Source organism: Alpinimonas psychrophila, from assembly GCF_014137865.1.
GTDB classification, from domain to species: Bacteria; Actinomycetota; Actinomycetes; order Actinomycetales; family Microbacteriaceae; genus Alpinimonas; species Alpinimonas psychrophila.
The window spans coordinates 103829-118438 of record NZ_JACGWU010000002.1; the positions used below are offsets into that span (position 1 = coordinate 103829).

Here is a 14610-nt window from a genome sequence, read left to right on the forward strand (position 1 = left end):
AATGCCGTCATCAAGAGAGCAGTAGGGTCCAACCTTGGTTTACGAACTTGCGATTGACGTCGGTGCGCTGGTGGCCATTGACACCCACGTGCATATCGAAATTGATGATGACGGCACACATTCGTTGCCGCCGACGCTCGCGGATGCGGCCAGCAAATACTTCAAGTCCGGGCACGAGCGCCCCAGCCTCGATGCGATTGCAGACCTCTACCGAGAGCACAAGATGGCCGCGGTGGTATTCACCGTTGAGGCGGGAACGGCGCTCAAGCACGTCGGCGTCTCGAGCGAGTTCATCGCGGCTGGAGCGGCCCGCAACAACGATGTGCTCATTCCGTTTGGCTCGGTCGACCCCCTCACCGGAGCGGCCGCCGTCACTCGGGCACGCATGCTCGTCGCTGACCACGGCGTTCGCGGGTTCAAGTTCCACCCGACGGTGCAAAACTTTGACCCGAGCTCGCAAGAGTTCTGGCCACTGTGGGCTGCACTTGAAGAGCTGAGCTTCCCGGCCATCTTCCACACCGGTCAAACTGGCATCGGCTCCGGGCTGCCCGGGGGGTACGGCATGCGCTTGCGCCTCTCCAACCCCATGTTGCTCGATGACGTCGCCGCGGCCTTCCCCGCTCTGCAGATCGTGCTCGCGCACCCCTCCGTGCCCTGGCAAGAGGAGGGTCTCGCTGTCGCCACCCACAAGGCAAACGTGTGGATGGACCTCTCCGGCTGGAGCCCCAAGTACTTCGCACCGGCGCTGGTGCGTCAGGCCAACTCCATCTTGCAAGACAAGGTCATGTTCGGCTCCGACTACCCCCTTCTGACGCCCGATCGTTGGCTCAAGGACTTCGTCGAACTCGACATCAAGGATGAGGTTCGTCCCAAGATTCTGAAGGACAACGCCGTGCGGTTGCTCGGCTTGAGCTCAGCTAGCGCGGGAGTCGTTCTGTAACGGCTGTCGCGGCTGCGGGACTTCTGGCCCACAAACTTTGCACAAAGTCACTATCACCGTGCACGGCACGGCAAGGCACACGCAAGACAAAATGTCATGATTTTCTCACCCCACAATGTCGTGGCGGTAGTCATCTTTTAGATGCGATAAGGGGATTTTGGCCTATGGCTCCGCACATCACGCAAACCGAGCAAACAGACGTTGTCGTGGTGGGCGCAGGCTTTGCGGGCCTCTACGTGGCTTACAAAGTCCGCGAACTGGGGTTGTCTCTCATCGCGATGGAACGCGGTGGCGGCGTCGGAGGAACGTGGTACTGGAATCGCTACCCCGGCCTGCGGTGCGATGTCGAAAGCGTTGACTACTCCTACTCTTTCTCCCCCGCCCTCCAGCAAGAGTGGACGTGGACCGAAAAGTTCCCCTCCCAGCCAGAGATTCTGCGATACCTCGATTGGGCCGCCGACAAGCTGGACGTGACGAAGCTTTATCGATTCAACACGACTGTTTCTGCGGCCACGTGGAACGATAAGACATCACGGTGGATCGTCACGACAGAGTCGGGCACTGTCGTCGAAACCCGATACATCGTGTGGGCCACAGGCATACTTTCGGCTCCCAAGATTCCCGATTTTCCCGGGCTTGAAGACTTCACTGGGCGGGTGCTCAATACTGCGACGTGGCCTCACGAGGACGTGGATTTCGCCGGGAAGCGGGTTGCTGTCGTTGGTACGGGCTCCTCCGGAATTCAGGTAATTTCTGTCGTGGCAAAGCAGGCAGAGCAGCTGTATGTGCTCCAGCGCACTCCAAGTTTCTCGCTGCCGGCCCACAATAAGCCCCTTGAACCAACGCGCATGGCCTGGATTAAACAGAACTATTCCCAATATCGGGCGGATGCGCGGGCATCCATGCTGGGCTGTGTCACCGAGAGCATCAACAAGAATTTCTCCGATTTGACGCCGGAACAAGCGCGGGCCGAGCTGGAAAGAACCTACACCTACGGCAGTCCCATGAGGTTCGCTTCGACGTTCAACGACATCGTTGCCGACCCGTCGGCCAACAAGGCGGCCGCAGACTTTGCGCGCGAGAAGATTCGGGAACGCGTCAGCGACCCAAAACTGGCCGAAAAGCTCATGCCCGATCACTACATCACGACACGGCGCCTGTGCATCGATACCGACTATTACGAGGCCTATAACCGTAAGAACGTGACGCTGATCGACATGCGGGAAGAGAACCTTATTCGGTTTACCGTCGATGGATTCGAGACAACGGCAGGCACGTATGAGGTTGACACCGTGATTCTGGCCACCGGCTTCGACGCCGTAACGGGGGCGCTTCGTCGAATCGACATTACGGGAAGAAACGGCATCACACTCTCCGACAAGTGGGGCGCTGCGCCGTCGTGTTATTTGGGCCTGGCCGTTTCTGGTTTTCCCAACAGCTTTGTCGTCGCGGGCCCCGGTAGTCCCGGTCCTCTGAGCAACGTTGTGCTATCGATCGAGCAGCACGTGGAATGGATCACGAACATGCTGGCCTTCCTGGACAAGGAAGGTGTCACCGTTTTCGAGGCAACACCTGAGGCTGAAAAACGTTGGGACGACCACGTCGCTGAGCTTTCCGATTCAACCCTCATGAGGTATTCCACGGCATGGTACTCCGGTGCCAATATCGCCGGTAAACCCCGCAGCAATGTTGTCTACATGGGCGGCGTTGCTCCGTACGAGGAAGAACTTATGGACATCGCAACCCGCGGCTACCCCGGCTTTACTCTCACAAAATAGCAAGGGATTCACCATGACAAGCATTGACAAAAAAGTAACAATCATTACGGGCGGCGGCACCGGTGTCGGTGCTGCACTGGCCCGACTCCTCGCCGAACGGGGTCACAACGTTGTGATTGCCGGAAGACGAGAAGCGCCCCTCGCCGAGGTGGCCGCCGACACGAATGCTCTCGTGGTCGTGGGTGATGTCGCCACCGAAGAAGGCGCCCGCAACCTCATCGATGCCACGGTGGCGAAGTTTGGAAAGATTGACAACCTGGTTCTCAATGCCGGCATTGTCACCAACGGCAAAGTGGCCGATCTGAGCATCGACGACTGGAACCAAACCGTCAACATTAACCTCACGGCCAACTTTATGCTCGCTAAGTTCGCCCTCCCTCACGTTGTCACAACCAAGGGAAACATCGTTGGCGTGAGTTCGATCGCCGGCCTGCGGAGCGGTCATGGCTTGGCGGCCTACGGCTCCTCAAAGGCCGCCCTCATCGCCCTCATCCAGAACATTGCCTTCGACTACGCCGCAGATGGTGTGCGAGCCAACGTCGTGTGTCCTGGATGGATTCTGACGGAGATGGCCCAGCAAGAATTCGCTGAGGCGGCGAAGGCCAAGAACACGACAGTCGAGGGTGTCTTCAGTGAACTGCTCAAGTTCGTGCCCCAACAGCGGGCCTCAACCCCCGACGAGCAGGCTAAGCCCATTGCGTGGCTGCTCTCCGAAGAGGCCGCTTACGTAAATGGCGCCACTCTTGTCGTCGATGGCGGCACGACGATTGTCGATGCCGGCATGCTGAACCTGCACGCCAACTAACACTGCGCCGAACACAAGAAAAGAGAGACTCATGACTGTTGACCTGTCAGGCAAGAACATCGTCATCACTGGTGGCGGAGGCGGCATCGGTGGCGCTACCGCCGTGAAGGTGGCTGAAGCCGGCGCCAACGTCGTGATCGTCGACTTCCATGAAGCCAGCGCTCACGCCACCTTGGATCGCGTCGAGGCTGCCGGAGGCAAGGGTCTCGTCGTGCTCGCAGATGTGACAAAATCTGCCGATGTTCAGAAGTACGTGGATGCCGCAATCACGGAATTCGGCACCATCGACGGCTTTTTTAATAACGCCGGCATCGAGGGCAAAATTGGTCCCGCGGCAGATCTTTCCGACGAGGACTGGGCCACCGTCATCGCCGTGAACCTCACCGGTGTCTTCTTGGGACTTCGGCACGTCATCACAGCCATGCGCTCGCAGCCCACAGGCGGTTCGATCGTGTGCACCGGCTCTATCGCCAGCTCCCTGGGGCTGGCCAACACAATTGCCTATAACGCCTCCAAGCACGGTGTCGCCGGTCTGGTTCGCACGGCCGCAGCGGAGGAAGCTAAGAACAACATCCGCGTGAATGCTGTTACACCAGGAATGATTAATACCCGCATGTTGCAGGACATCGCGGCCACCCTGATGCCCGGCGTTGAAAAGCACGAGGCTGCTCGAATTGCAGCTGCTGGCTCCTCTCCTATGCGTCGTCTGGGCACGCCCGAAGAAGTGGCGCAAGTGGTTCGCTTCCTTTTGTCAGACGAGTCAAGTTTCGTCACCGGTGCTCTGATTGCCGTGGACGGCGGGACCACAGCCACCTCCAGCAACGAGGGCTGACGAGCCTTTTGACCCCCGTCGCTGGTCCCCAAAACTATGCGCCACGATGCAAGCCCCGTGCGCGCACGTTCGGCACGGCAGCAGGCGTGTTGGGATATTTTTTTACAACGCGTTAACTCAATGAGGAGAACCAATGGACACCCTAGAGAGCTTGCTTGCCGCGATTGCGCCCACGGGCAAATCACGCGAAATTCTCAACCCCGCAACCGGCGCCGTTGTCGGGCTTGCCCCCGTGCACACCGTCGATGATCTGGAGAAGGCCGTTTCGGCTGCCCAGGAAGCCCAACAGGGCTGGGCTGCACTGGGCCACGTTGCCCGCAGCGAGGTCATGCTGAAGGTCGCCGACGCGATCGATGCCAACGCCGAAGCCCTCGCTCAGCTGCTCAGCCGCGAACAGGGAAAGCCACTCAATGGTCCCAATGCTCGCTTTGAGGTCGGAGGTGCCAGCGCCTGGCTTCGGGTCGCCGCCTCGACGCCGCTCGAAACAGAGCTGCTCGTCGAAGATGAGAACGGTCGTTCCGAGATGACCTACCGCCCGATTGGGGTCGTTGGTGCCATCAGTCCCTGGAACTGGCCCATGATGATTGCCATGTGGCAGATTGCTCCCTCGATTCGCATGGGCAACGCTGTTGTTGCAAAGCCTTCGGAATACACGCCCCTGAGCGTTCTCGCGCTGGTCGCCGTCATGAACACCGTCCTCCCCGCAGGGCTGGTCACGGTTATCTCCGGTGACCGCGAAATCGGGGCTGCGCTGTCGTCACATCCGTCCATTGGCAAGGTTATGTTTACGGGGTCGACCGCCACGGGCAAGGCAATCATCCGCAACTCTGCGGATACCGTCAAACGCCTCACCCTCGAACTCGGCGGGAATGATGCCGGCATCGTGCTTCCCGATGTTGACCCCAAAGCCATCGCCGAGGGACTGTTCTGGGGTGCCTTCATTAACACGGGCCAGACTTGCGCGTGCCTCAAGCGTCTCTACGTTCACGATTCCGTGTTCGACGAGGTCGTTGCCGAGCTGACCGCAATCGCCGGCGCCATGCCGATGGGCGAGGGAACGAACGAAGATAACGTTCTCGGCCCCTTGCAGAACAAGCAGCAGTATGACGTCGTCGCCCGCCTCGTGGAATCGGCTCGCAAGGGGGGCGGCCGTGTTGTTCTCGGCGGAAACCCCGACACCAGCCAGCCCGGCTACTTCTACCCCACCACGTTGGTCGCTGATGTGCCGAACGACAACCCTCTCGTTCAAGAGGAACAATTTGGCCCCGCTCTGCCCATCATTCGGTACAGCAACATCGAAGATGCGATCGCCATGGCGAATGGTGTCGACGTTGGCCTCGGTGCCTCAGTGTGGTCGGCGGACCGCTCGAAGGCGCTCGAAGTCGCTGCACGCATTGAAGCGGGAACGGTGTGGATCAACTCCCACGGTGGCGTGAATCCCATGGTTCCTTTCGGTGGTGCCAAGCAGTCTGGTTACGGGCTGGAGTTCGGCGTCGAAGGCCTCAAAGCCCTCGGCATCCCTCAGGTCATCAACAGCTAGTTCGCGAACGGGGCCGGCAGCGGGGATTTCCTTCTCTCGGCCCTCATGCGGCAAGCTAGCCTTCAGAACCGAAACGGTTCCCCTACGGAGGTTCAGGCCATGACTCAGCAATCGTTTCGTCAAACCGCGAACGTCACGATCGATCGCCCCGCTCGCTATGGCAAGCAACTGGCGTCACACATTGGGCACAAGGTGACCGTTGATACGGTGGATAACGGATGGATCGCTCACATTGCGGGTGGCCTCGGCTCCATCACACCCCAAGCATCAACCCTTGACCTCGTCGCCGAGGGTGTCGATGACGCCTCCCTGGAACGCATCAAGGATGTCCTAGAACGTCACCTGCGCAAATTCGCGGGTGAGCTCGACATTAAGGTCGACTGGAGCTAAGCCGTGCGGTGGATGGACTTCAATCGAAGGTAGGCCGCGACACCCTCAGGGCCGTATTCCATTCCGATGCCACTGTCCTTCCAGCCACCAAACGGCGCCGTGAGGTTGGAGCCGTAGAAGTTGATTCCGACCGATCCGGTTTCGATGCGCGCGGCAACCTCCACCCCGTGGTCGGGATTGGCGGTGAAGATCGAGCCGCCCAAGCCGAAACGTGATTCGTTGGCGATGCGGATGGCATCCTCTTCGTCCTCGAAGGGAATGACGACGAGCACGGGGCCGAAGATCTCCTCCTGAGCGATCCGCATGGTGTTGTCTACGTTCGCGAAGACGGTTGGCGTCACGAAGAATCCGCGGTCGAGGTGCGCGGGGCGACCGCCACCCCCGGCAGCAACGAGGGCGCCCTCGTCTTTGCCAATCTGAATATAACGCTCCACGGTGTCTCGCTGGCGAGCGGATGCCGACGGCCCATAGACGGTACTCGGATCGAAGGGATCACCAATGTTGGTCATCGACACCGTGGCAGCAACGGCATCCACAACATCCTGATAGATCGAGTGCGGTGCCAGAATGCGGGTCGAGTTGTAACAGGTTTGGCCAGTGTTACGCAAGCACGTGCGGTTCAGGATGGCAGCAAAGTCGGCGAGGTTGGCATCGGGCAAGATGATGCTGGCGGACTTGCCCCCGAGCTCGAGGGTGACCGGACGCAAGAGGCGTCCACACTGTTCGGCAATGATCTGGCCAGCTTCGGTTGAGCCGGTGAAAGCTACCTTGGCGACCAACGGATGCGTCACCAGTAGCCCTCCAGCGATGCGCGATCCCGTGATCAAGTTGATGACCCCCGGCGGAATCCCGGCAGCGTTGGCGGCATCCATGAGAACGCGAAGGTCTAGCGGCGTCTCCGAGGCCGGCTTGATGACGACCGTGCAGCCGGCGATAAGCGCGGGCGCGAGCTTGACCATCACGAGGGTCAGCGGAAAGTTCCACGGCGCAATCAGCGCGGCCACACCGCGGGGTTCTCGGCGCACAATCGTGTAGTTGCCTGAGTTGCCGGGGAACGGGCGGTGATCTTCTTGGTCAACGTAGTCGGCCAAGCTGGCGAAATACCGCAGGATACCGGCCGAGTGAGAGGCAGCCGAGGACGTCTCCGTGATCGGGGTTCCGTTTTCGGTCGTGATGTAGCGGGCCATCTCCTCGCCACGGGCGGTGAGCTCATCGGCAAAGCGCAGCATGATGGCGGCGCGCCCTGCGGCACCAATATCGCTCCAGCCGTTGCCGCGGAAGGCGCGATGGGCGGCCTGGACGGCAACATCTACGTCGCGTTCGTTCGCCTCGGGAACGCGACCCCAGATCTCCTCCGTAGCTGGATTGACGACATCAATGAACGTACCCGAAGTGGAACGGATCCATTCGCCGCCAACAAATATGTCGTCGTGATATGCCTCAAGTGCGGTCATAACGTTGCCTCCGGGCGGGTTGAACGAGGTGTTTAAAGTAAAGATGTCTGACGAAAAAGATGCGGCGTTAAGAGAACGTCGAGTTGCAGCAGCTTGATGCTGAAGCCGAGCTCGGCCTGAGCCATCTTCTGAGCGGCCTCCGTGATGAGCTCGGGGTAGACCTGGTCCTCGAGCTGGTGGCGAATCTGGTTGGGTGTCTTGTTGAACCAGAGCGCCGAGAACGCCAGACCGGTGGGCGCAAACCGCCACAGACGGTCGGCATCGCGCACGAGCGCATCCTCGATGCTGTTGTGGTTCGGATCGGTGTCATGTCCGTCGATGATGTCCGTCACTTTGGTGATCAGCGCATCGTCGTAGCCGAGTGTCGGCAGCAGCTCGCGGGCAATGTTGCAGCCCTCAATCTCGTGCTGCACGCGAATGTCACTCACGCGCCAATCCACACTCTGAAACCCCTCGGTCATGATCTTTTTCTCGTCGACGCGCGCCCATCCGGTGTCATGCAACAGGATGGCAATGCGGGTCACGAGGGGGTCGGCCTCGGGGTGCTGATCGAGCAACAACTCCGCGTAATGCAGTGACAGGGGCAGGTGAACGTCGTTGGCCCGCACGCGCGTATAGGGCTCGGCGGCGCGCCAGAGGGCATCGAGGTTTTCCCAGGTGCCCTTGGCCAGCTGGCCGTTACCGATAGTGGGAACGTCGGCGATGGAGTATTCGTACTTCATGGATTTCTCCTAGGCGTCGATAACGAGGGATTTGAGCTTCACGGATGTGTCGGCAGCGGTAGCGGGATCGATGGTCTGGCCATCCCCCAGCGCACGGCGCACGGCCATATAGTCGGGAGCGTCATTGACCGTGTCAATGGCAATCAAGCGGCCCTCCCGAAAATACAGAACGGAGAACTTCTCGTCATCGGGGTTACCACGCACAACGGTCTGGTCGTAGCCCGTTGAGAGCCCCGCGATTTGGAGCTTCAGGTCAGCTTGGTCAGACCAGAACCACGGTACCGCGCGGTACCGCTCGGATTTTCCGAGCAGGCTGGCGGCCGCGATGCGCGACTGATCAACCGCGTTCTGTACGGATTCGAGGCGAACCTGAGTGCCCCCGCCGAGAGGATGAGGCAACAGGACAGCATCGCCGGAGGCGACGACGCGGTGGTCGCTCGTGCGAGCGAATTCATCGACCACGATGGCGCCGTTGATGACCTCAAGGCCCAATTTTTCGGCCAGTTCGCCGCGGGCGATGACACCGATTCCCACGAGAACGATGTCGGCCGGAATCACCTCGCCATCCGCCAGCTGAACACCGGTGACCTGATCCCCATCGCCCACAAACTGCGAGAGCTGGGCAGCAAGGCGAACCGAGGTACCCCGACGTTCATGCGCCTGACGGAAGAACTCGCTGGTCTCGGTGGAGACCGCGCGGGCAATGAGGCGATCGGCGGCTTCGAGAACGGTAACCGTCTTGCCGGCCTTGCGGGCACCGGCAGCAACCTCAAGACCGATAAAGCCACCGCCGACAACCACCACGTTCTGGGCAGTGGACCATCGGCTCTTCAGCTCGTCGGCATCGGCCAAGTCGCGCAGGTACAACACGCCACCGAAGTCGGCGCCGGGGAGTGGCAAGCGTCGGGGAGTCGAACCGGGGGCCAAGGCCAGACCGGTGAAGTGCAGTTCGCGACCGGTGGAGGTGACCGCTACTCCGCGGTCGTCGGCAGACGGACCTTCAAAAGAGATCTCTTCGACTTTTTCGTCGGTAATGACAACAATGCCACGCTCGACGTAGAACGAGGGCGAACGAAGTTCCAGAGACTCCACGTCGGCGTCGCCGGCAAGGTAGGCCTTGGACAGGGGTGGACGTTGGTAAGGACCGTGGGGTTCCTCACCGACGATGGTGAGCTCCCCCTCGTAGCCATCTTCCCGAAGCGTTACGGCAATCTGCATACCGGCTTGGCCGGCACCAACGATGAGGATGCTCTCGTGACTCATAATCAGACCTGCTTGGGTGCGATACGGACGGTCAAACCATTGAGGTCATCGCGCATCTTGATCTGGCACGAGAGTCGGCTGTGGGGCGTGCGCTCCGAGGCCGTTCCATCGAGCATGTCGTCTTCGAGGTCTCCGGCCTCACCCACGGCATCCATGAAGGCACCGTCAACGTAGACATGGCACGTCGCGCAGGCGCACGCGCCACCACACTCGGCAACAATGCCGGTGACACCGTTCTTGACGGCCGTTTCCATGACGGAGTCGCCCACGCGGGCGTCCAGGGTCGTGGTCGTGCCATCGGGTGAGATATACGTGATTTCAGGCATGCGATGTCTCCTTGCGAATAATGCGTTCTCAGTGAAGCGTGCGGGGGTTCGGATCGAGGAACTAGATGAACTGTTTGCCGCCGTCGACGACGAGTGTCTGGCCGGTCATGTAGCCGGCGCCATCACCCGCGAGGAAAAGTGCTGTTCCGACGATGTCTTCGGGCTGGCTCGCACGCTTGAGGGCACCGCGGTCAACGCCGTAGCTAGCCGCGTCATCCATCAAGGCGAGGCTCGCTTCGGTGAGGGTGAATCCGGGAGCAATCACGTTGACAGTGACATTCTTCGCCCCCATTTCGCGGGCCATCACCCGCGTCATCGCGATGACGGCGCCTTTGGAGGCAACGTAGTGCATCCACAGCGGTGAACCGCTGAAAACGGTGGCGGAGGCGATGTTGATGACGCGCCCACCCTCGGTCATTTTCGGGTAGACGGCAGCGGAGCAGAGCCACGCCCCCTTCACGTTGACGGCCATGACCCTATCCCACTCGTTGGGGTCAATCTCCGTGAATGCAGTGCGCTTGAGAGTGGCATAGATAGCCGCATTGTTTACCAGTACGTCAATTCGCCCAAACTCAACCAGAGCAGCATTTGCCATAGCCTGAGTCGAGGTGGGATCTGTCACATTGACCGTGACGGCAATAGCCGGGATGTCATGATTGGTCAAAATAGCCACCGTTTCTTGGGCCCCCACCGAGTCAATGTCGGCAACGACCACCTTGGCGCCAGCTTGGCCAAAGCCGAGGGCGAACGCGCGACCAAGGCCACCCGCCGCGCCGGTGACAATAACGACCTTGTCATCAAGAGTGTTGGGTGACATTTAGATCTCCTCTCGTACGTAGCAATGAGCCATCTGGCTACTCATGTTCATGCATTCAATCGACATCAGGGCCAACGACATCGCCTTGCCCTCGTCGGTGAACAGGTCCTCATAGGCGCGAAAGCCATTGATGCGCACGGACTCTTCACGGTCCAGACCAAAGCGCGGCATAGCCACGTCGACGCCGTGGGGCGAGACACGCCAAATCTTGTCGGAATCTTTCACCAACGAATCATTCAGACTGATGGAGGTGAGGCGGGTGTCGTGACCGTCGATGATGGCGCAGATTTCCACGATGTCTTCCTCGGGGATTCCGGCCTCCGTCAGCACCTCGCGAGCGATGCGTGCGCCCTCTTTTTCGTGCTTGATGACCACATGGTGCAGGCTTCCATCGCGGTCGGGAGCGATGGCCTGGAAGGCCTCGTTCTCATCGATGGTCGACCATCCGGTGTCATGCAAAATAATGGCCGGTAACACGATGTTCTCGTCGGCTCCCGGAATACGGGTCAAAAGCGACCGAGCGATTCCATAGGAGTAGAGGGTGTGCGCATCGTTGTCGCGGGTTTGCAGGTACGGTGTGGCGAGTTGCCAAATGAGCGCATCCCGCTCCCCCATCGTGATCATTCCAGGCACCTTGTCACGGGCCGGAATACGGTCGGTGACGTCGCGGCCAAGATAGTTCAGCGGGGAGCGGGATGCGTTACTCATTGTGGTTTCTCCTGGTGAGAAATCCTCTAGTCGAGGATCTTCACGGTTCCTTGGGTGCCGTCAACACGCAGCTTCATGCCGGTCTTGATAACGGTGGATGCTTTACCGGTTCCGGTAACGGCGGGGAGGCCGTACTCACGGCAGACGATGGCCGCATGGCTCATCATTCCACCGATGTCGGTGACCGTAGCGACAATCTTGCCAAAGACGGGACCCCAGCTGGGAGCCGTGACGGTGGCGACCAAGATTTCACCCTGCTGCAACTCGCTCAACTGACTGGCATGCGTGATGACGCGGGCCAGACCCTCGACCACACCGCCCGACGCAGCCATTCCCTTGAGAAGCGTGTCATCTCCGCCATCGACACCCAACCACTGCTGAACCTGCTCGGTGGTGATTCCCCAGAGCATGAGGGTGAAGGGCTCACTGATGACCTCGGGAGGTGTGTTGAACGCAGGAGCCGGACGAGCCGTCTCGAGTGCCGTCACGATTGCCGTACGACGGGCAATCTCCTTGGGCCAGTACGTGGGACCAATGGGGTCGGTGCCGACACCCCAGGCGTTGGCATAGTCGAAGAGAACCGGGCGAACCTCGTCGCGCGACAGGTACAAGATGTCATCGGCGTTTTCCCAGAAGCCCTCGTTGTGCAAGAGGTGGGAGAGCTGACGGATCTTGCGCCAGAAGACGCCCATGGTCCAGTGCTCAATGTAGAAGTTGTGGTCTTCAACGTAGGGGTAGACCACACGAGCCAAGCCGAGCTTGCCCTGGAAGGTTTCCAGTGCTTCGCCTTCGAGGATCTCGGAATATTCGCCGACGATCCGGTCACGCTCCACGATGAGGGCATCCTTGGGGCGGTGCAGTTGCTCACCGCGAGCGGCACGAACAACATAGTCCTGGATGTAGCCCATAGGCAGGTCCAGGCTGTCACGCCAGTAAACGTCAGTTCCGTAGAATCCGTTGCCGGAGGTGTAGTTGAACCACGGCTCCTGAGCGGTCTCCCATGCGGCGATCCACTGGGCTCCGGCCGTCGTGCCCGCGAGCGAACCGAGAACGCCAGCGGCACTGGTCTTAGCGGCAAAGATTGCCGTGAGATCGAGCTTGACAGCTAACTCGGCGAGGTGCTTGAGCTCGTCGTCGGGACGGAAGAGGACCGAGTCAACGCCGGTGACCATCTTGGCGATGGCGAGGTCGGGGATGCCGGGGAAGGCCTCCTTGCAGAAACCAAAGAAGTCAAGGTAGGCAACGTAGCCGAGGTTCAAGAACTCGAAGTGGTGCTCCCAGTTGCGGTACGCGAGCTGGATGAGGCGGTCATAGTCTTCGAACATCTTGACGCTGGGGTCCATGCCGACACCGCCGGTGATGTCATCCATCGACACCATGTCGGGCAGAACCTCAAAGTTGATGGCATCCATCTCTTCGATGTTGGCGAGAACTTTCTTCTTCCAGTTCTCCAGCAGAGTGGTCCAGTTCTGGAAATAATAACCGGCGCGCTCCATGAAGTGAGGAACGCGGTCACCGATCAGCTCGGGAGAAACAGCAACGGGGCTGAAGTAGTTGTACCCGTTGTGGATACGGAAGTCGATGCCGTTGGCGGGAGGAATGATGTAGTGACGCGTGTTGTACGCGCCGAGGCAACGGCTCGCGAACTCGACACCAATCACCTCGAAGGGCTTGAAGACGTTGGGCCAGTGCTGGCTGTCGCAGAACCAGAACTTCTCATCTTCCTTCTCCCGAAGGTTGTCCTGGAAGACCAGGTTATAAGGGTAGAGATCCTGCCAACCTTCGGCGCCTTTCGGAGCAGTCGTGTCATAGGGCGAAGGGAAACTTTTCTTTACAACGCTTTGCGTCATTGCAGAGCCTTTCATTGGTTGGATGTGAGTTGTTGTGCGATTAATGTTGCAGGTTGTCGTGCAAGTTGTTGTGCAGGTTGTAGAACGGGTTGTGCGGGGGAGATTTAGCGGTTGACCTGAGTCATCAAAGATTTCGTGATGGCCTCAATGCCAGAACCTGCGGAAACGAAACTGACGGCCGAGGCCTTCTGCGACCAGACCGTCTCGGGACGGCTCTGCAGGAGGAGAACGTTGTGCCCATCGGGCAAGTCGGCGTCGATAGCCCACTCGACATCCTGAACGCAGCCGTAGTGCTTCTCAGCACTCTTGGCGAGCTTGGCTACGGCGATGATTTCGTCGTCACTCAGGCTCGAGGAGTTGCGGCGCTCGGCTTCGATCTCGCGGCGTTCGACCGTGCCGTGGGTGGTGGGAACCAGTTCCTCGTGCTTGTCGGAGATGATGCGGTTGACGACCGACAGCATGATCTTGTCGACCACGAAGTTGTCGGGGGTGACCTCGCCGGAAACCACGAGTTCGCCCAAGCCCCAGCTGGAGTCAATGACAATCTTCGAACGGTCGCCGTTGCCGGGATCGATTGTCATGGCGACCCCCGAGGTGCGGGAGTTAACCATCTTCTGCACGGCGACGGCCATGGAGAGGCCTTCGTCGGAGATGTTGTTGGCCATGCGATAAGTGATGGCGCGGGCCGTGTACAGGCTGGCCCAGCACTCACGAATCTTCTCGTGAACGTTGTGCTCGCCCGTGATCCAAAGGTAGGTGTCCTGCTGACCGGCGAAGCTGGCGTCAGGAAGGTCCTCAGCTGTTGCGCTGGAGCGAACGGCTACGGGAACTTCTCCCCCGCACAGGCTCATCAAAGCTTGGTACGCGGCGGCCGTGGCCTCCCGAACGTCATCGGGTACCGACTGCGTCAGAATCAATTCCCGGATGTGGGTGGCCCGCTTATCAACCTCGTCCACGTCATCCATGTCGAGACCATCGAGGATCGTAATGATGTGCTCGCGCAGCGTGGTCTGGTTCATGACAGCGTTAAAGGCATCCGTGGTCACGGCAAAACCGGGAGGGACAGGAGCGCCCGCGCTGGTCATGATGGCCAGAGAAGTGCACTTGCCGCCGAGGCGATCGTGCTCCGGTTTTTCAGCGCTGTCAAAGGCAAACGTGAAGAGAGATGTTGTCATATCAATTACT

At 59.8% G+C, this 14610-nt stretch carries 14 protein-coding genes; 6 read left to right on the plus strand and 8 right to left on the minus strand.

Features of this window, described 5'->3' with window-relative positions:
* The first annotated feature begins 34 nt into the window (after nucleotides 1-34).
* From FB555_RS05100 to FB555_RS05125, 6 genes are all read left to right on the plus strand, one after another.
* Nucleotides 35-940: an amidohydrolase family protein gene (locus FB555_RS05100; protein ID WP_220475840.1), complete on the plus strand. Its 906-nt coding sequence runs from the start codon at nucleotides 35-37 to the stop codon at nucleotides 938-940.
* Nucleotides 941-1104: 164 nt separating this feature from the next.
* Nucleotides 1105-2718: a flavin-containing monooxygenase gene (locus FB555_RS05105; RefSeq protein ID WP_182484388.1), complete on the plus strand. Its 1614-nt coding sequence runs from the start codon at nucleotides 1105-1107 to the stop codon at nucleotides 2716-2718.
* 13 nt (nucleotides 2719-2731) lie between these two features.
* Nucleotides 2732-3523: an SDR family NAD(P)-dependent oxidoreductase gene (locus FB555_RS05110; protein WP_182484389.1), complete on the plus strand. Its 792-nt coding sequence runs from the start codon at nucleotides 2732-2734 to the stop codon at nucleotides 3521-3523.
* A gap of 31 nt (nucleotides 3524-3554) precedes the next feature.
* Nucleotides 3555-4355, plus strand: coding sequence for an SDR family NAD(P)-dependent oxidoreductase (locus tag FB555_RS05115; protein WP_182484390.1), 801 nt, complete (start codon nucleotides 3555-3557; stop codon nucleotides 4353-4355).
* A 133-nt stretch (nucleotides 4356-4488) separates the two neighbouring features.
* Nucleotides 4489-5895, plus strand: coding sequence for an aldehyde dehydrogenase family protein (locus FB555_RS05120; protein ID WP_182484391.1), 1407 nt, complete (start codon nucleotides 4489-4491; stop codon nucleotides 5893-5895).
* 99 nt (nucleotides 5896-5994) lie between these two features.
* Nucleotides 5995-6285 carry a DUF2218 domain-containing protein gene (locus tag FB555_RS05125; RefSeq protein ID WP_182484392.1) on the plus strand — a complete coding sequence of 97 codons (291 nt, stop codon included), beginning with the start codon at nucleotides 5995-5997 and terminating at the stop codon, nucleotides 6283-6285.
* On the opposite strand, the gene FB555_RS05130 is transcribed toward FB555_RS05125, so the two are convergent.
* The 8 genes from FB555_RS05130 to FB555_RS05165 all read right to left on the minus strand — a co-directional run bounded on the left by FB555_RS05130 (nucleotide 6282) and on the right by FB555_RS05165 (nucleotide 14600).
* Complete coding sequence (locus FB555_RS05130) at nucleotides 6282-7739, minus strand: aldehyde dehydrogenase (protein WP_182484393.1); 1458 nt, start codon at nucleotides 7737-7739, stop codon at nucleotides 6282-6284. The genes FB555_RS05125 and FB555_RS05130 overlap by 4 nt on opposite strands.
* A 32-nt stretch (nucleotides 7740-7771) precedes the next feature.
* On the minus strand, nucleotides 7772-8461 hold the full coding sequence (locus FB555_RS05135; RefSeq protein ID WP_182484394.1) for an HD domain-containing protein: 690 nt from the start codon (nucleotides 8459-8461) through the stop codon (nucleotides 7772-7774).
* 9 nt (nucleotides 8462-8470) lie between these two features.
* The gene (locus tag FB555_RS05140) at nucleotides 8471-9724 is read right to left on the minus strand and encodes an NAD(P)/FAD-dependent oxidoreductase (protein ID WP_182484395.1); all 1254 of its coding nucleotides are present in this window, start codon (nucleotides 9722-9724) and stop codon (nucleotides 8471-8473) included.
* Between the two features lie 2 nt (nucleotides 9725-9726).
* Entirely contained in the window at nucleotides 9727-10050 is a 324-nt protein-coding gene (locus FB555_RS05145; RefSeq protein WP_182484396.1) for a 2Fe-2S iron-sulfur cluster-binding protein, read from the minus strand.
* A 61-nt stretch (nucleotides 10051-10111) separates the two neighbouring features.
* Entirely contained in the window at nucleotides 10112-10867 is a 756-nt protein-coding gene (locus FB555_RS05150; protein WP_182484397.1) for an SDR family NAD(P)-dependent oxidoreductase, read from the minus strand.
* Nucleotides 10868-11575 carry an HD domain-containing protein gene (locus FB555_RS05155; RefSeq protein ID WP_182484398.1) on the minus strand — a complete coding sequence of 236 codons (708 nt, stop codon included), beginning with the start codon at nucleotides 11573-11575 and terminating at the stop codon, nucleotides 10868-10870. It abuts the gene before it with no gap.
* Between the two features lie 26 nt (nucleotides 11576-11601).
* Nucleotides 11602-13425, minus strand: a complete 1824-nt coding sequence (locus FB555_RS05160) for a PEP-utilizing enzyme (RefSeq protein ID WP_182484399.1) — start codon at nucleotides 13423-13425, stop codon at nucleotides 11602-11604.
* 104 nt (nucleotides 13426-13529) lie between these two features.
* On the minus strand, nucleotides 13530-14600 hold the full coding sequence (locus tag FB555_RS05165; protein ID WP_182484400.1) for a PEP/pyruvate-binding domain-containing protein: 1071 nt from the start codon (nucleotides 14598-14600) through the stop codon (nucleotides 13530-13532).
* Nucleotides 14601-14610 lie beyond the last annotated feature (10 nt).